The sequence below is a fragment of the uncultured Tateyamaria sp. genome, from assembly GCF_947503415.1.
In the GTDB taxonomy this organism is placed as follows: Bacteria; Pseudomonadota; Alphaproteobacteria; order Rhodobacterales; family Rhodobacteraceae; genus Tateyamaria.
In genome coordinates, this window is record NZ_CANNDS010000001.1 from 1225119 (window position 1) to 1241578 (window position 16460).

Genomic DNA, 16460 nt, shown 5'->3' on the forward strand with positions numbered 1-16460 from the left:
TCTTTTTCTGTGCGATATCACTGGCCATGACTGCCGCTGGATCGGACGTAAAATACACGGTTCTGGACTTCGCCGCGCTGGATGGCTGGGCGCAGGATGATCATGAGTCTGCGCTCTCGACCTTTCGCAATACGTGCCGGGACTTTGACGATCCTGATTGGACGTCATTGTGTGCTCTGGCGGCAGACGTTCCGGATGCCCGCGCCTTTTTCGAACTGTTCTTTCGCCCTGTCCTGATCGAAGACGGCCAGCCCGCCCTCTTCACCGGATATTTCGAACCTGAACTGGAAGGGTCGCTTCGCCGCAGCGCCCGCTACCGTTACCCCGTATATTCCATGCCGCCCGAAGCGCGGGTCATTCGTCCGTGGCTCACCCGTCGCCAGATTCTCGAAGGGTCCATCATGCAGGGCCGCGGTCTTGAGATCGCGTGGGTCGATGACCCGGTCGAGCTTTTCTTTCTGCAGATTCAAGGTTCTGGCCGTATTCGCCTCCCGAGCGGAGAGATGATCCGCGTCGGGTACAGCGGTTTCAATGGTCATGAGTACCGGTCGATTGGTGCCGAGCTGGTCCGCCGTGGCACCTATGCCTCGCATCAGGTCAGCGCGCAGGTCATCCGCAATTACGTGCGGCGCAACCCGGAGGTCGGCGAAGAGCTTTTGTATCACAACCCGTCCTATGTCTTTTTCCGCGAGGTCAGCGAAGTGCCTGCGGAACGCGGCCCGCTTGGGGCGATGAACCGTTCAATCACAACGATGCGGTCTGTGGCTGTCGACCCTGCCTTTGTGCCTTTGGGTGCGCCGGTCTGGGTTGAAAAGGATGGGGCTGATCCGCTGCGTCGCCTGATGATTGCGCAGGATACAGGGTCTGCCATCAAGGGCGCGCAACGCGCGGATGTCTTTTTCGGGACAGGTGACAAGGCAGGTCGCGAGGCCGGACGTTTGCGCGATCCCGGTCGAATGTTGGTGTTGATGCCAATCCAGCGCGCCTATGCCTTGTTGCCCGAGGGGGCGATATGAACCGCCGCAGGTTACGCCCGGACGAAGAAGAGCTGTGGCGCAAGGTAACGGACAAGACAGAGCGGCTGCATCCGGAAAAGCCGTTCCATCCGGATGATTTCGTAACAACACCCCCTCAACAGCAACGCACCAGAGCGTCCTTTGAAGTGACCCCGGCGCCTATCAAGTCGCAGAAATCCAAGCCATCGACATCAATCAACCTTTCACCGTCCATCGTGGATCAGGTTGCGGCCCAGCCAGTCCAAATGGACAGGAAAGCGTTCACGCAAATGAAGCGTGGCAAGTTGAAACCCGAAGGCAAATTGGATTTGCATGGAATGACAACGGATCGCGCGCACCCGGCGCTGACCCGGTTTATCCTGTCGGCACAGTCGCAAGGGAAGCGATTGGTTTTGGTGGTGACAGGCAAGGGCAAGAACCGCGACGATGAAGGGCCGATCCCGGTCCGTTTCGGCGTTCTTCGTCATCAAGTACCGCAATGGCTGTCGATGCCGCCATTGTCGTCGGTCGTGATGCAGGTGAGCCAAGCCAATGTCCGCCACGGAGGCGGTGGTGCGTATTATGTCTACCTACGCCGGAACCGGTAGGTCGTTACGCGCACGTCGAATGCCGATCCAAATCCCAAGGCTTGCAACGGCATAGTAAACGGCAACCCAGATGTACTGGGTTTCGAGCGATACCCCGGTGTCAATCAGGATGCCTGTGACCAACGGGCCAATCGCGGACCCAAGAACCATCACCGCCGCCGCCATGGCCTTGATCGATCCGATAAACCGCGTTCCGTAGAACTCTGCCCAAAAGGCATTGGGCAATGTTGAATTGGCCCCACTCGTGATCGCGAAAAACACCAAGCCCAATGCCGCCATCCACAGACCGTCCGCAAAAGCAAAGCAGAGAAATGCGAGGACAAGTGGCATTTGGTAGTAGGGGATCAAACGCGCAGTGCCGAAGCGATCCAAGGCGAACCCGGACACAATCATCGCCGCAATTCCGACGCCTGTGTACACCGGGAAAAGCGCAACAAGTGACAAGTGCGTCCATCCTTTCAACTCCGCATAGTGCGCCTGTTGAAAAAAGAAGGCGGTTCCAAACGCGGACAAACCCAGCAACGCGGGCACCATGAACCAGAACAGCGGATGCGCCAGAGTTTGGTTTCGGGTCCAGTGTTGGTTGTTCATGCCAGCGCTCTGGTTTTCGCCCGCCATAGATTGTGGTGTCCGCTCCTCTTTCAAAAGATGGGCCAGAACCGGCACGCCGATCAGGGCAACGGCGGCCGCGACCAGCCACAAAAGCCGCCAATCAAAGACTGTCATCAGCGCAACGAACAGTAACGGCAGGATGGCCTCGCCCAACGAAAACCCAAGCGTTGCAACAGCAAGGGCCTTGCCTCTTGTCGCAACGAACCAGCGGGCCATGGCGACAATCGCGATGTGGCTGGTCATACCTTGCCCTGTCAGGCGCAGGGCAAAGATGACAAATGGCAAGACAGCGGCATATGGATTGACAGCCATGGCAATGCAGGACGCCGCCAGCAACGTCAAAATCAGCATTCCAATGGCTCTGGCGCGAAAGTGGTCGGTAAGGCCCCCCGCCCAGATCATGACAACCGCTGACGCAGCCGTTCCAAGCCCATAGATGGCACCCCATGTCCCGTGGGTCAGAGCAAAGTCTGCCTGAATTTCGGCGGCAAAGATTGAAATGAAGAACGTTTGCCCAAAGGACGACAGCAACGTCAAAAGCGCCCCTGCCCCAAGCCACCGCTGATTGGTTCGCAGGAACTGGCCCAATGATTGTGACATGGCAGTCCCGGTCACTACCTGGACTCGCCTGGAATCATAACGACGGCTGCGCGACGGTTTGGAACTTGTACACGCCGCGCACCGGGAATTGTCAGGACAGATCCACCGCGCCCCCGCAGAAACTCCCGATCAAGATCGGACGACCTGCGCAAAAGCTGGATCAAAGCGGGCGACCCGCCAGCGACAAAATGGTTGCCAGACTTTCGGTCGGAGAAGGCAGTTACATCCACAACCGTGATAGGCAGGTCCGCCACAGACTGCGCATTCTGGATATTGCCCAATTGTGTGCGTTCGCCCCTGAGGCGCGAGGATATCCGTAAGATGGCGTCCTTGCGCGATACCATGACCACGAACGGGTCCGGCACCTTTTGGATACGTGCAAACTGGCTACGGAAAATGTCTATGTTGATATCGGGCGACAGAAGGATCACGCCACTGACGTTGCGACCTGCCCAACCGGGCTCAGCGATTTCGAGCTGCCGCAGTGTTTCCATGACCAGTGACCCACCCATGGAATGGGCAACAATGATGATATCAGGCTGCCCTGCCGCTCGGATTTCGCGCATCAATTCCGCCAGACCGTCTCGGGCGAACAGCGAACTGTCGCGGTCGTATTCATAGCCCAAAGGATTGCCGCGGCTGGGCCAGGAATAGCTGACATGACTGCCCGGAAGCTCAAGATCTTCGGCCAATTGTGCCATGCGAAACGCTGCGTTGGTGAAGCTGTTGTTGAACCCATGCACGAACAGCGTGACTTCGCGCTGATCCGCAGGTTTGGACGCAAGATCCGCAGCGAGGGCATCGCGAAAGCCCGATCCATCGGGATAGGTGTTCAAAGCAGCAAGCGCGAAGTCACGTTCAGGTTTGGGCCGGTCTTGCCCGTCCGTGACACTGCCCAATGCACGTTTCGGCGGCAATGACACCGTCGCCTGTAGTAGGCTGAGGGACGAAGATCGGCCAATGCCGAACTGCCCCTGGTCATCGAGGCTTCGCGTCGTGCCGATGAAGATATCGCGATTGATGCCCACCGACTTTGCTGCGGGCACGATAGGCGCTGCGGTCCTGTCATTGCAGGCCGCAAGGACCATGATCAGCCCCAATAGAATTGCGCGCATTGCCGTACCCCGCCGCCCTGCAGACCTGTCGCGTGTACCCGAGGGGCACACAAACAGCTAGAGCACGTAGCGGCTTACATCGGTGGACCGCGCAAGTTCGCCCAAGTGGGTTTCAACAAACCCCGCATCGACGGTGATCGCTTCGCCCGCGCGATCCGGCGCATTGAATGACAGCTCCTCGAACACCCGCTCCATCACGGTGTAGAGGCGACGGGCTCCGATGTTTTCGACGCTCTTGTTCACATCTGCCGCAATACGGGCCAAGGCGCGGATACCCTCGGGTTCGAAGGACACAGTCACCTCTTCGGTTTTCATCAGGGCGGCGTACTGAAGCGTCAGTGCGTTGTCGGTTTCTTCGAGAATGCGCACGAAATCATCCTCGGTCAGATCCCGCAATTCCACGCGGATGGGCAGACGTCCCTGCAATTCAGGCAGCAGGTCCGATGGTTTGGCGATATGGAACGCGCCTGATGCAATGAACAGGATGTGGTCGGTTTTCACCGGACCATGCTTGGTGCTGACGGTGGTGCCTTCGATCAGGGGCAGTAGGTCACGTTGCACGCCTTCGCGGCTGACATCTGCGCCGCGCGCATCGGACCGGGCACAGACTTTGTCGATCTCGTCCAGAAATACGATCCCGTTTTCCTGTACGGCTTCCAGCGCTGTCTTGGTCACCGCTTCGTCATCCAGAAGCTTGTCCGCTTCCTCACCGATCAGGATGTCGTAGCTTTGGGCGACAGTCAGTTTCTTGCGCACGGTGCGCCCACCCATCGCTTTGCCAAAGATATCGCCGAGGTTCATCATACCCATGCCACCGCCGGGCTGACCGGGAATGTCCATGGTAGGAAACGGGTTGGTGGTGTCGGCGATGTCCAGTTCGATGATCGTATCGTCCAACTCGCCCGACTTGAGTTTCTTGCGAAACATGTCCCGCGTTGCGTCCCGCGCGTCTGTCCCTGCAATTGCTTCGATCACACGATCTTCGGCAGCTTGATGCGCGTTGGCTTTCACCTCTTCCCGCATGTATTCGCGGGTTTCCACGATGGCAGCGTCGACCAGATCGCGGATGATCTGCTCCACGTCACGCCCGACATAGCCGACTTCGGTGAACTTCGTCGCTTCCACCTTCAGGAACGGTGCGCGCGCCAGTTTGGCCAAACGGCGGCTGATCTCTGTCTTGCCCACGCCGGTGGGGCCGATCATCAGAATATTCTTTGGATACACCTCGTCCCGCAGGTCATCATCCAGCTGTTTGCGGCGCCAGCGGTTGCGCAGTGCAACGGCAACAGCGCGCTTTGCATCCTTCTGGCCAATAATGAATCGGTCGAGTTCAGAGACGATTTCGCGGGGGGTCAGGTCAGTCACAAGCGGCCCGTTTGTTACAGAGTGTTTGGACTTACCTATGCAAAAACCCGGAAAACGCAACGATTGCCGCGCATTTCATTACGCGCGCATCACTTGAGCGAGAGGTCTGGTTATTTTGCCGCAGCATGGGCGTAGGTTGGTCCCGTCACACAACCCCTCGGAGACGACCCAATGACCAACCGCCGTTCTTTCCTTATCGGTTCCGCAACCCTTCTGGCCTCCACCGCCATCCCGTCCTTCAGCTTTGCTGGCGGTCACGGCCGCATCGGTGAGTTCACCGGCGCCAGCAACCACGTCACCAAAGGCCGCGCCGAAGTGGTCACCAAGAATGGCAAAAGCCAGGTGATCCTGCTGGATGACTTCTGGTTCGACGGTGCGCCCGACCCAAAAGTGGCGCTGGGTCGCGATGGCTATGACAGCGACACGCTGATGGGTCTCTTGAAAGCGAACTCAGGCAAGCAGACCTTTGATGTGCCCGCCGGTATCGACGCCGCGACATATAACGAAGTCTGGATCTGGTGCGAGAAGTTCAACGTGCCGCTGGGCGTTGCCAAGTTGAACTGATCCGGTTCAACGTTCGAAAAGAAGGCCGCTGTGCAGAACAGCGGCCTTTTTCGTTTCACGACAGGATTTTTGTGTTCAGCTCATCCGTCATCATGGCGTCAAACCAGTGCGGATAGCGTTTTGCCGGTGGTGCAATGTCCGAAAGGGCTGACAGCTCGCTCTCGCTCAGTGTTAATCCGGGTGCGGCAAGCGCTGCATCCATGTGGCTCATCTTCGAAGCGCCAAAGATCACGCTGTGCCCCCGATCCTGAGCCAGCAACCACGCCAGCGCAACAGTTGCGGGATGCGCGTCATGCGTCTTGGCGACGTCGCTTAGCGTTTCGATGATCTTCCGCGCGGTAGCCTTCTCGATCCCAAGGAAATCACCGCCCTCGCTCAACCGCCCGTCGCCTGCTTCGAGGTTGTCAGGGTCGTACTTGCCCGACAGCAAACCACCAGCAAGCGGCGACCATGCCATCAGGCCACCGCCCATTTCGGTCATCATGGGCAGTACATCCAGTTCGATGTCGCGGGCCACGAGGTTATACAGGTATTGCCCTGCTACGAACGGCGCCAGGCGATGATCGCGTTGATATTGCACAGCGCGGGCCATCTGCCACGCGTTCCAGTTTGACACACCGACATACCGCACCTTGCCATGCTCAACGGCGATTTGCAGCGCGGCGAGCGTCTCTTCCAAAGGGGTTGTGAAATCTGTCTTGTGCAGCACCAGCAGATCGATGTGATCGATATCCATCCGACCCAGACTGCCTTCGATCTGTCTCAGGACATGGGCGCGGTTCAATCCCGCGTCGCCAATCTGATCCGTCTGGCGAAAACCAAGCTTGGTGCAGATCACCGCCTCGTTCCGGCGCTTGCCCAGCGCCTTGCCAAGGATATCTTCGGCCTCGCCGCTGGAATAGCCGTCAGCAGTGTCAAAGAAATTCACGCCAGCATCTAACGCGCGATGCACCATCTCGGTCGCGGCGTCTTGTCCAACCTTGGCAACGCCGGGAATCCACTCGGACCCATGGTTGAAGGTCATGGTGCCAAAGCACATGCGGCTGACGATCAGCCCCGAGTTGCCCATGCGGGTATAGGTCATGTCAGTCATTTGCTAATCTTCTCCACCGTCAGGTTGCCGTTGGTGTAGACGCAGATGTCCGCCGCGATCTGCATGGCGTCGCGCGCCACGGCTTCGGCATCCTTGTCAGTGTCCATCATCCCGCGGGCAGCGGCCAAAGCGTAATTCCCGCCCGACCCAATCGCCGTCACATCATGTTCGGGTTCAAGCACGTCACCTGCGCCCGTGATGACCAGCATGTCCGCACCGTCCGACACGATCAGCATCGCCTCCAGCTTTTGCAGGTATTTGTCGGTGCGCCAGTCCTTCGCCAACTCGACGCTTGCGCGGGCCAGTTGTCCGGGCGTTGCCTCCAGCTTGGATTCGAGGCGTTCGAGCAACGTGAATGCATCCGCCGTCGACCCGGCAAAGCCCGCGACGACGTCATATCCACCGGGGTTGAGCCGACGCACCTTGCGCGCGGTGCCCTTGATCACTGTTTGACCCAGCGACACTTGCCCGTCACCGGCGATCACAACCTCGCCGCCCTTTTTCACGCCGATGATGGTGGTTCCGTGCCATCCGGGGAAGTCTGAGCTGGTCATGCGATATCTCCTTGATGTTCGGTCCTATATGCGACGTTCGTTGAGTGGCTTCAATCCGCACACGCATTGCGGCCGAAAAGCTCACGCGCGACACTTGCCATTGATCACCCAAACCTGACGCCGCAAATAAAAACGGCCCCGCACGCGGAGCCGTTTCAAAAACCAGTCTTCGGATGATCAGATGCTGTCTTCGATCCAGCTTTGCAGGGCAGCCTTCGGTTTGGCGCCTGCCATGTTCGAAACGACCTCACCATTCTTGAAGATGAACAATGCGGGGATACCGCGCACACCCATCTGGGCGGGCGAGTTTGGGTTTGAATCCACGTCCACTTTCACGATCTTGACCTTGCCCTCCATCTCGGACGACAGCTCTTCCAGAGCCGGGCCAATCTGCTTGCACGGGCCGCACCATTCGGCCCAAAAGTCCACCACAACGGGGACATCGGAATTTTTGACTTCGGCGTCGAAAGTCGCGTCGGTGACTGCCACGGTTGCCATGTGAGTTCTCCTGCCAGGCTCAAGCGTAGGGTGGCAACCTAGGTACGCCCCGGAGCATCGTCAAGATATGGCGTGCGAGACAACGCTGTCGTCACGATATCGTGCGAGATGGGCATCAGCACACCTGTGTGGGTCCACAGAATGCTAAGGCGAATTTCCCGATCGGGATAAATCTGAGCCATTGCATGGGCATAGGCACCCATTTGGCGCAAGACACCCTCGGGCGTTTGGTCAGCTGTGCCGGGCACAATGCGATTTGTCTTGAAATCCACCACGTGCACGATGTCCGGTGTGATGTGTAACCGATCAATTGTGCCATGGATGCGGTTCGCACCCAGGGCGGCCGTCAACGGAACTTCGGCAAAGACGTCATCGGCGAAAAGCCATGCAAGATCCGGATCAGACATGACCCGATTTGCTTGCGCCTGCGCATCAGACTTCAGCGCTTCGGAAAGCGCCGAATTGTCCAATAGCTGTGCCCCCAAACGAGAGCCATCAAGCAGCGCATGGACCAGCGTTCCAAATGCTTTGGCGGTTTCCTCATCCAGCCCATCACCGGGCAAAGCCTTGGCACCTCCAAGGTCGGACGGTGACACGGTCGTTTTGTCTACATCCGGGGTGCGCGCAGGTTCTGAATAAAGCGTGGGCAACGTGGCGCTCATCTGTCGGTCGGCTGGGATGTCATCGCGTGCGTCGAACACCCAATCGCCATGCTGCATCCGCAATCCCGGCCCCACGGGCGTGTCAAAAGCGGTACAGCCGCTTTCCTCCATCCCGGCCTGAACCCGCTGGTGCCAATCATCGCCGTTCTTGTCCAATTCCCCGGCGGCCCCGACAATGAGCCACTTTTCAGCCCGCGTCAGTGCCACATAAAGCAAACGCAGTGATTCTTCTCGCTGTGCGGCTTTCATCTCTTCCAACCGCTGGCCCATCGCTTCGGGCTGATGGTCCGATGGCATTTTCCACACCGGTGTGTCTGTCATACGAATTATGTTGTTGCGGATCTGGATATCGCGCTTTCCGCATTCGGGCAGGATCACGATGGGCGCTTCCAAACCTTTTGATCCGTGCACAGTCATCACCCGGATCTGGTTAGACGCGCTGTCGATCTGGCGCTTGACTTCAAGGTCGTCGGTTTCCATCCACGTCAGAAACCCTGTCAGGCTTGGTACCTCACTGCGCTCGTAGGACAATGCTTGCGACAACAGCGCGTTGATCCCATCCTCTGCCTCGGTTCCGAGGCGCGCGAGCATACGCTGGCGCCCACGGTGACGGGTCAGCATGCGTTCGATCAAGTCATAGGGGCGCAGGAAATCCACATTGTCCCGCAAGTCCCGCAGAATCGAGACTGTTTCGGGGAATTCGTCCAGTTTATTGCGTAAAGATCGCCATAGTTCTTCTTCTGATCTGTGATGCGCAAGCGTGAACAAATCTTGCTCTGACCACCCGAACAATGGGGACCGGAGTGCGGTCGCCAAGGACAAGCTGTCCTCGGGCGTGGCGAGGAATGACAGAAGCGCGCCCAGATCCCGCACGGCTGTTTCCGCACCAACTTTCAGGCGATCCGCACCCGCGATGGGCAGGTCCAGTTCTTTGCAGGCGCGGATGATGTCGGGAAAGATGCCCCCGCGCCGCTGCACAAGGATCAAGAAATCGCGCGGTTGAACAGGGCGCGCACCGTTCCCGTCCGGAATCAGGGTGCCATCATCCAACAGCGTCTTGATCTGTTCTGCAACGGCCATGGCAAGCGTACGGAACTGATGTTCGTGGCTGCGCCTGTCCACAGGATCGAACCAGTCCCGCTCCGTGGTTTTTTCCGGCTTTGGCACAAGCGGCCACAAATCGACCCGCCCGGGAAGATTGGCGTTGAACGCAATATGTTCCCCATCGCCAAAGCCTGCCCCCGGCTCCGATTGAAACACCTTGTCAACCAACCGTAGGATCGCGGGAGAAGACCGGAAGGAAAAATCGAGGCTGCGATCCCAGAGCTTTTGCCCGACTTCTCCCAACTTAGAGCCGAATTCCATCTGCATTCGATCAAACTCTCGGGGGTCGGCACCTTGGAACGAATAGATCGACTGCTTTTTGTCACCAACGACAAAGATCGTGCGGGTGATGTCTGGGCGCGCACCCTCTCCGCTAGAAAACTCTTCTGCAAGCCGCCGGATCACGTCCCATTGGGTCGGGCTTGTGTCCTGCGCTTCGTCCACGAGGATATGATCAATCCCGCCATCCAGGCGATACAACACCCATGCCGACACGTCCTTGTCGCTTAGCAGGTGCCGCGCTTTCTGGATGAGATCATCGAAGTCCAGCCACCCGCGTCTCTGTTTTGCCTCGGCGTAAAGCTGTGAAAACCGGCTGGCAAAACGATGCAGCGCGACAGTCCGCTCAGCCGCTTCGATTGCAAGACGCGACTGGCGCGCCTCTTCCACACGTTCAATCAGCGCCTCAAGCTGAGGTAACAAATGGGCCGCTTGTGCCTGGGTCGACTTGGTTGGAAAGCGTTTCTTGCGCGTACCGGCTTGGGTCAGAAAAGCCGCCTCGGCAATGGAAAGACTGCCGGTATCAAGCGAAACGATTTCTTTCAGGGTTTCACCAACAGCTTTGTCCGTGACGCCCTGTGTTGCGAGGATCGGGATCAGTTCTTGCAACATGTCCCAATCGGCGGGTGAAAAGGTCTCTGCAAGCAAGCTGTCGCGCGTCAAATCGTGTGGTTGTCCAAATAATGCCAAGGCATCGCCGATTTTCAAATCGCCAAAGTCTGTCCCGATGCCAACGATTTCCTTGGTGAGGGCAAGAAAGTCCTCGCCCCTGTATTGTGCGGCCAGCCCCGTCAACGCCTCTGCGTCAGTACCTTCAGCCATTTGATCGACCAGCTCGGCCCGCAACAACTCGGCGGCGCGATCTTCAATCTCTGTGAATTGAGGGCTTACACCCGCTTCGAGTGGAAATCGCCTGAGTAGAGACGCACAAAACGAGTGAATCGTCTGTATTTTGAGACCGCCCGGAGTTTCGATCGCACGTGCAAAGAGCGTGCGCGCATGACGCAGTTCCTTTGCATCCGGAACATGTTCCAGCCCAAGTTCGGCCAGCTCGGATCGCAAAGCGGTGTCATCCAGCATCGCCCATGCACCTAGTCGCTGAAAAAGGCGGTTCTGCATCTCGGACGCGGCGGCCTTGGTATATGTCAGGCACAGGATGTGCTGGGGTTCGACATCTTCCAACAGCAGACGCGCAACACGGTCGGTCAACACACGCGTTTTGCCCGAGCCGGCGTTCGCAGACAGCCATGTGGACTGCATCGGCTGCGCTGCCTGTTGTTGGCGATGTGTCGCTTCGTTGGCAGCGATACTCATTCCAGCACCTCGGCGACCGGTTCCTCTGTTACATCCCATTCGCCAAATCGGGCCAGTTGATCGTAATCCCGCGCTTCCCGATCTTCGTAGAGGGCGCGGCGCGATGTATATCCTTTGTCACCTTCGAGATACGCGCTCAGTAACCCCACCAATTCTGCAAGCACCTGACGCGGAGGCTCGATGTCCAGCGGCGCATCTTCGGTTTTGGGTGTGCTGCCCATTCCAATGAATTGCGCCGCACGAACGGGCCGCGGGCCAAGTGTGGCGAACGCGCCCTCCTCGACCATCGCCGCTTCGATCAACAGCTGCTTGTCGAAGTGTTTTTGCTGATCCTTGGTCGGGGGTGATCCGGACTTGTAGTCGTAAAGTATGACGGCACCCGACGCGTCGACATCAATGCGGTCCGCACGCCCTTCAAGTTCTGTCTTGATGGCGAGCAGGGTCAACTTCCCGATGGCTTCGTTCTCGAACAGGGTCGGAGTGGCAATTGTCTGCCGCACCTTTTCCGTATCAACCAGCCATTCGGCGGCTCGACTGAAACGCGCTAGCCAAAGCGCACGAGCGGCCGGCCAAGGCACGTCCCGCGTCAGCACGTGACGCGCGTGCTCCATCAATGCGTCAACCGTCAGGGTGCCCGGTTTGTCCAGCGTGTCCCGCACAAACCGCTCCATGACGTCATGCGACAGGATTCCACGCAACAGGGCGTCGGGTGTTTGCACCAAGGGCCGCAGGGCCCGCAAGCGCAACACGTGCTTGGCGTAGATTGCGTAAGGGTCCCGTATCAAGGTTTGAATTTCTGTGACGGTAAAGCGACGTGGCCGTGCGGATACCGGCGGGCAGGGCGCAGGCCGCGTTGCCTTCGGTACATCCGGCGCCGCTTCAAGCTGCCGGGTTAGTGCAAGCCAATGCGTGCCGCGATCCTGCATCGCCGCCCAGTGATCCTTTTGTCCTTGACTTGCCAATCCCTGCAATAGGTTGCGCAATCGGTTCACCCAACGGGAGGGGACAGTTTCCGCATCGTCTGACCGGATGGACCGGGTCAGCCAGACCTCAGGTGCAGCGATGGCTTGCTGGAAATCATGGGCAGACAGGCCAATCCTGCGTTCAGGCAGCAGCAGCCCGGCATCAAAGCGCATCTTTCGGTTCAACCACGGATCGGGCGCGGGTGGTTCGGGCCAAGTTCCATCATTGAGACCAGCGAGGATCACAAGGTCTGCGCCCTGCACCCGTGCTTCGAGCGTGCCCCAGATCATAATGTCGGGATGCGGCGTGTCACGGTCCCGCACATCGTCGCCGTGTCGCAATGCGGTCGCGACCAGATTTGCATAATCACGGGCAGAGAGTTCGCCGCCGTAACCCGCATTCTCGGCCAGACTATCCATGACGCTGCGCGCAGCTTTGCCAGCCTTCTTCTCCCATAGCTCACCTGCGTCTGTACCGTTTGGTCCCTGCGCCAACGTCTCAGCCAGAGTGCGATGTAGCGACACCCACCTTTCAAGTGGCAGCTGCTCAGATACCTCGCGCCCGCACAAGACGTCTCCGACCCAGGTGGCCCACGGTTCGATTTCTTCCACCTGTTTGGTGGCTTTCGCAGCGCAGCGGATCAAGCCATCAGGATCGGGATAAGGCAGTCCATCCTTGCGCATGCGCAGCTCAAGACGTTGCGTGTTGAGCTGATGCAGATTTCGGTCCGCGCCCGAATGGGCCAATGGGTGCTTGAGCAGTGTAAGCAATGCTTCTGCATCCAGGGGCGACTGAAACACCGCCGCCATGTGCCGCAAGAACCGTCCCGGTGGCGAGAGGTGCAAAGGTGTGCCAGCACTGTCGTCCGGGACGATTTCCCAGCGATCCAATGCTGCCGTCACCTGTCGCGTCAACATGCGATCAGGCGTTATTAGAGCCGCCTTTTGCCCATCATCTGTGGCTTTTCGCAAGCGCATGGCGATGGCAATTGCTTCGGCCCGCGGCGTATCTGCCTCGACAAGCGTGATGTTGGCTGTTGCAGTGCTTAGGTCGGTCAGGCGCGGACCTTCTTCGCGCCACGCGTCGGTGACGGGCGCCGGGCGCAAAGCGAGCGACACAAGGGCATTTCGCGCGCGAGATGCTGGAGGCAAGCCCGTCCAGGATGTGACATCTGCGGGTTGCAGATTGAGGGCATGACACAGACGCAGAAAGCGGAATTGGGGATGATCCTCAGCTGTTTGATCCTTGGCCAGGACGTCCCACACGTCTGCCGGCATATGATCATCGAAACCGGGCAGCAGAACGGCCCCTTGAGGAAGTGCGGCGACCGCTTGCATCAACAAAAGGGTTGTCCCACGCGACCCGGTGGACCCGACCACAATCACCGGATCCTTGGGTGGTGTATGCGCCCAATGCTCTGCAAGTTGCAGAACAGTTGCGCGTTGTCGTGCTTCTGGATCAGGCGCGCTGTTGCTGGCGTCGATATAGTCTTGGGCGATGGCGATGAATTGCTGCGCGCGCGCCCAGTGCCCGGATTGATCCGACACATCCAGATTTGCGATGTCCGCGGCACTGACGCCTTCGCCCTGCATCTCGTCCATCAGAGTGGCCAGACTGTCCGCCAGATCAAATGGCCCGGCGTCCGGGGCAAGGTCGGGTTGTCGGTCGATCAAGGTCTGGATTAATGTCGCAAGCTCAAGCCTTCGCCGCAGGGGTGACGCGCTGGGTGGCAATGGTTGCGCGGGCAGCAGATCGTCCAGTTGCGTGATCATGCGGATGCGTGGCAAAAGCCGGGCAGGCCCTTCATCGAACAGGGCGCGAAGCCGCCGCGCCATGCGAGTGGTGTTGACCAGCAAGGTCACCTGCGCCCACGCTTCGGGCGGGGCGTCTTTCAAACGGTCCTCCAATCCGCGCACAACGGCGAGGGGGAAATCGACACCAGGGGCGCATCCGTACAAGCGGGCTGTGTCCGAAGGGTCAAACATCGTGATGTCGCAACATGTCTTCGGCGATGTCGATGCCTTCGGGATGACCGACGTCGCACCAATGCCCGGGGTAGTGCAGGCCGCGCAACCGCCCGTCTGCCGCCATCCTGCTCCATACGACATTCAGGGAAAACGCCGTGTCAGGCACCTCACGCAGCAGAGCGGTCTTCATGATCTGCACACCGCCATAGACCATGTCTCCGCCGCGGTGCAAAAGCCCTTCGTCGTCCAAGTGGAAGTCGCCGCCGCTTGAACGTCCGTGCACCCTCGCGCTGGGCACACACATCAGCAATGCGTCTGTATCTTCAGGATTCCAAGCCTCCAGCAACATATGCAGCGGGTTCGGGCCAGCCCAAATCGCATCTGGGTTCACCGTGATGACAGGATCACATTCCAACAATGGCAAAGCATTGCGTAGCCCGCCGCCCGTTTCGAGAATGTCCGGTTCTTCCCGTACTGTTATGACCTGACGATCCGCCAGATGTGCCTCCAGAACCTCGGGCCGATAGTGCAGGTTGACCACCGTCCGCGGAGGCGCGATCGGGTCAACCATATCCAATGCGTGGTCGATCATCGACTTGCCCGCCACCGGGATCATCGGTTTCGGCTGCACTTTGGTCAGATGCTTCATCCGCGTCCCGAACCCGGCCGCAAAGATCATTACGGCAGGGGTATTGTTTGGCATTGGTTCTTCAGGCTTTGGAGTATTGTGGGGGTCGGGTCAGGCAATTCCGCCCGAATGAGTGGTGCGATGTGCGCCGCCGCGGGGTGCCCGAGATTGGTCTCAATATGATGCCAGACCCGGGGAATCAAATCGACATAGTGCGGTTTGCCATAGCTAAGTGACAGCCGTGCAAACACGCCCAAAATGCGCAGGTTGCGTTGCAATCCAAGCAGGGCATAGGCGTCACGAAATGCGCTGTCATTTGTACCTGACCCCGCGATGTATCGGTCCATCATGGCCGATTGGACACTTGGCGACACGTCCCGTCGGGCGTCCTGCAAAACCGACACGAGATCATAAGCCGGATGCCCGAGCATTGCGTCCTGATAGTCGAGCAAGCCCACGCGTCGCGCGCCGGATCGATCCGGCAACCAGATCAGGTTTTCGGCATGGTAATCGCGCTGGATCAAAACCGCAGGTGCCGCGTCCAACGGTTGAAGCGCGGCGCGCATGGCCGTTCCAAATGCGTTCCGTGCATTGGTGTTCACCGACCCTCGCACCCCGCGTTGATACCAATCAAAGGCAAGGCTCGCAGCCTCTGTCATCACATCAGCATCGTAGCGTGGCAAGTCGGGTGGGGGGGCTTGGTGCAGGTCCAGAAGAACGTCAACGGCTGCTTCATAAAGTGGCATTTCACGCGTTGGGTCCTGTTCGATCACTCGGGCGAACAGGTCATCGCCTAGATCTTCGATCAACAGAAAGCCGTTTGCGTCATCCTGAGCGTGGACTTCCGGCGCTGACAGTCCCGCTTTGCGCAGATAGCTCGTGATATTGACGAAGGGGCGGACGTCCTCGCCCTTTTCCGGCGGCGCATCCATCAGTATCCGGGTCTGAGCTGCTTGTGTCAGCCGTTCATATTTCCGGTTGGATGCATCACCTGCCACCAGAACCCGGTGCGCGCCATCCCAGCCCGTATGCTGCAGAAAAGATGTTTTCAGATCGGCGCGATCAGGCATGGGCCACCAAACTCTCAAGCCGATCAGCCCAGCGCGAATCTGTCCATGTCAGTGTGGCTTCGCGCCCCTCGTCCTTCGCCTCTATTGCTATCGTCAACGCGTTGGCGGGCGTCAGCGGACCAAGACGATCCGGCCACTCGACAAGGCATATGGCATCCTCAAAAGCATCCGTCAGGCCCAGCTCATCCACTTCGGTGTCGGCAGATACGCGGTACAGATCGGTGTGCCAAAGCGGTCCGTTTCGGGTTTCGTAAACCTGGACAAGGGTGAACGTCGGTGAAGGAACATCTTCGGCCGTAAGCAGCACGGATTGGATCAATGCGCGCGCGAAATGGGTCTTTCCAGCGCCCACGTCACCTTCAAGCAAAATCACGTCCCCAGGACGCAGCAGTGGACCAAGCGATGCACCGGCATAAGCCGTGTCATCGTCGGTTGGCCAATTGAGCGTGAAGGGCGTCGTGGTCATGTC

The 16460-nt window shown here is 58.7% G+C and carries 14 protein-coding genes; 3 read left to right on the forward strand and 11 right to left on the reverse strand.

Going from position 1 to position 16460, the window contains the following annotated elements; all coding sequences use genetic code 11:
* Nucleotides 1-26 precede the first annotated feature (26 nt).
* Together Q1A32_RS05900 and Q1A32_RS05905 are read left to right on the forward strand one after the other, a co-directional pair.
* Nucleotides 27-1016 carry a murein transglycosylase A gene (locus Q1A32_RS05900; RefSeq protein WP_299608366.1) on the forward strand — a complete coding sequence of 330 codons (990 nt, stop codon included), beginning with the start codon at nt 27-29 and terminating at the stop codon, nt 1014-1016.
* Nucleotides 1013-1603: a Smr/MutS family protein gene (locus Q1A32_RS05905; RefSeq protein WP_299650798.1), complete on the forward strand. Its 591-nt coding sequence runs from the start codon at nt 1013-1015 to the stop codon at nt 1601-1603. The genes Q1A32_RS05900 and Q1A32_RS05905 overlap by 4 nt, the downstream gene beginning before the upstream one ends.
* On the opposite strand, the gene Q1A32_RS05910 is transcribed toward Q1A32_RS05905, so the two are convergent.
* The 3 genes from Q1A32_RS05910 to hslU are packed head-to-tail and all read right to left on the reverse strand — an operon-like array spanning nt 1586 to nt 5295.
* The gene (locus tag Q1A32_RS05910; protein ID WP_299650801.1) at nt 1586-2815 is read right to left on the reverse strand and encodes an MFS transporter; all 1230 of its coding nucleotides are present in this window, start codon (nt 2813-2815) and stop codon (nt 1586-1588) included. The two genes, Q1A32_RS05905 and Q1A32_RS05910, sit on opposite strands and share 18 nt — an antisense overlap.
* A 14-nt stretch (nt 2816-2829) precedes the next feature.
* On the reverse strand, nt 2830-3930 hold the full coding sequence (locus tag Q1A32_RS05915; protein ID WP_299650804.1) for an alpha/beta hydrolase: 1101 nt from the start codon (nt 3928-3930) through the stop codon (nt 2830-2832).
* A 57-nt stretch (nt 3931-3987) separates the two neighbouring features.
* Nucleotides 3988-5295, reverse strand: a complete 1308-nt coding sequence (gene hslU / locus Q1A32_RS05920) for an ATP-dependent protease ATPase subunit HslU (RefSeq protein WP_299650807.1) — start codon at nt 5293-5295, stop codon at nt 3988-3990.
* Between the two features lie 171 nt (nt 5296-5466).
* Between hslU and Q1A32_RS05925 the strand changes: the two genes are divergently transcribed.
* A complete protein-coding gene (locus tag Q1A32_RS05925; protein ID WP_299608360.1) occupies nt 5467-5859 on the forward strand; it encodes a DM13 domain-containing protein in 393 nt (130 codons plus the stop codon).
* Between the two features lie 55 nt (nt 5860-5914).
* On the opposite strand, the gene Q1A32_RS05930 is transcribed toward Q1A32_RS05925, so the two are convergent.
* The 8 genes from Q1A32_RS05930 to tsaE all read right to left on the reverse strand — a co-directional run bounded on the left by Q1A32_RS05930 (nt 5915) and on the right by tsaE (nt 16457).
* Nucleotides 5915-6952 (reverse strand): aldo/keto reductase, encoded by a 1038-nt coding sequence (locus Q1A32_RS05930; RefSeq protein ID WP_299650810.1) that lies wholly within the window; start codon nt 6950-6952, stop codon nt 5915-5917.
* On the reverse strand, nt 6949-7506 hold the full coding sequence (gene hslV, locus Q1A32_RS05935; RefSeq protein ID WP_299650813.1) for an ATP-dependent protease subunit HslV: 558 nt from the start codon (nt 7504-7506) through the stop codon (nt 6949-6951). The genes Q1A32_RS05930 and hslV overlap by 4 nt, the downstream gene beginning before the upstream one ends.
* Before the next feature lie 177 nt (nt 7507-7683).
* Complete coding sequence (gene trxA / locus Q1A32_RS05940) at nt 7684-8004, reverse strand: thioredoxin (protein ID WP_299608354.1); 321 nt, start codon at nt 8002-8004, stop codon at nt 7684-7686.
* A gap of 38 nt (nt 8005-8042) precedes the next feature.
* A complete protein-coding gene (gene addA, locus Q1A32_RS05945) occupies nt 8043-11363 on the reverse strand; it encodes a double-strand break repair helicase AddA (RefSeq protein ID WP_299650816.1) in 3321 nt (1106 codons plus the stop codon).
* The gene (gene addB / locus Q1A32_RS05950; RefSeq protein ID WP_299650819.1) at nt 11360-14311 is read right to left on the reverse strand and encodes a double-strand break repair protein AddB; all 2952 of its coding nucleotides are present in this window, start codon (nt 14309-14311) and stop codon (nt 11360-11362) included. Before addB ends, addA begins: the two co-directional genes overlap by 4 nt.
* Nucleotides 14304-14996, reverse strand: a complete 693-nt coding sequence (locus Q1A32_RS05955) for a nucleotidyltransferase family protein (RefSeq protein WP_299650822.1) — start codon at nt 14994-14996, stop codon at nt 14304-14306. Before Q1A32_RS05955 ends, addB begins: the two co-directional genes overlap by 8 nt.
* On the reverse strand, nt 14972-15991 hold the full coding sequence (locus Q1A32_RS05960; RefSeq protein WP_299650825.1) for an aminoglycoside phosphotransferase family protein: 1020 nt from the start codon (nt 15989-15991) through the stop codon (nt 14972-14974). Before Q1A32_RS05960 ends, Q1A32_RS05955 begins: the two co-directional genes overlap by 25 nt.
* On the reverse strand, nt 15984-16457 hold the full coding sequence (gene tsaE, locus Q1A32_RS05965) for a tRNA (adenosine(37)-N6)-threonylcarbamoyltransferase complex ATPase subunit type 1 TsaE (RefSeq protein WP_299650828.1): 474 nt from the start codon (nt 16455-16457) through the stop codon (nt 15984-15986). The genes Q1A32_RS05960 and tsaE overlap by 8 nt, the downstream gene beginning before the upstream one ends.
* Nucleotides 16458-16460 lie beyond the last annotated feature (3 nt).

Coding starts and splice junctions, on each gene's coding strand:
- Q1A32_RS05955 (WP_299650822.1), bottom strand. CDS start 14,996: ATGCCAAACAATACCCCTGCCGTAATGATCTTTGCGGCCGGGTTCGGG.
- Q1A32_RS05960 (WP_299650825.1), bottom strand. CDS start 15,991: ATGCCTGATCGCGCCGATCTGAAAACATCTTTTCTGCAGCATACGGGC.
- Q1A32_RS05930 (WP_299650810.1), bottom strand. CDS start 6,952: ATGACTGACATGACCTATACCCGCATGGGCAACTCGGGGCTGATCGTC.
- addB (WP_299650819.1), bottom strand. CDS start 14,311: ATGTTTGACCCTTCGGACACAGCCCGCTTGTACGGATGCGCCCCTGGT.
- hslV (WP_299650813.1), bottom strand. CDS start 7,506: ATGACCAGCTCAGACTTCCCCGGATGGCACGGAACCACCATCATCGGC.
- Q1A32_RS05925 (WP_299608360.1), top strand. CDS start 5,467: ATGACCAACCGCCGTTCTTTCCTTATCGGTTCCGCAACCCTTCTGGCC.
- Q1A32_RS05910 (WP_299650801.1), bottom strand. CDS start 2,815: ATGTCACAATCATTGGGCCAGTTCCTGCGAACCAATCAGCGGTGGCTT.
- addA (WP_299650816.1), bottom strand. CDS start 11,363: ATGAGTATCGCTGCCAACGAAGCGACACATCGCCAACAACAGGCAGCG.
- trxA (WP_299608354.1), bottom strand. CDS start 8,004: ATGGCAACCGTGGCAGTCACCGACGCGACTTTCGACGCCGAAGTCAAA.
- Q1A32_RS05915 (WP_299650804.1), bottom strand. CDS start 3,930: ATGCGCGCAATTCTATTGGGGCTGATCATGGTCCTTGCGGCCTGCAAT.
- Q1A32_RS05905 (WP_299650798.1), top strand. CDS start 1,013: ATGAACCGCCGCAGGTTACGCCCGGACGAAGAAGAGCTGTGGCGCAAG.
- tsaE (WP_299650828.1), bottom strand. CDS start 16,457: ATGACCACGACGCCCTTCACGCTCAATTGGCCAACCGACGATGACACG.
- Q1A32_RS05900 (WP_299608366.1), top strand. CDS start 27: ATGACTGCCGCTGGATCGGACGTAAAATACACGGTTCTGGACTTCGCC.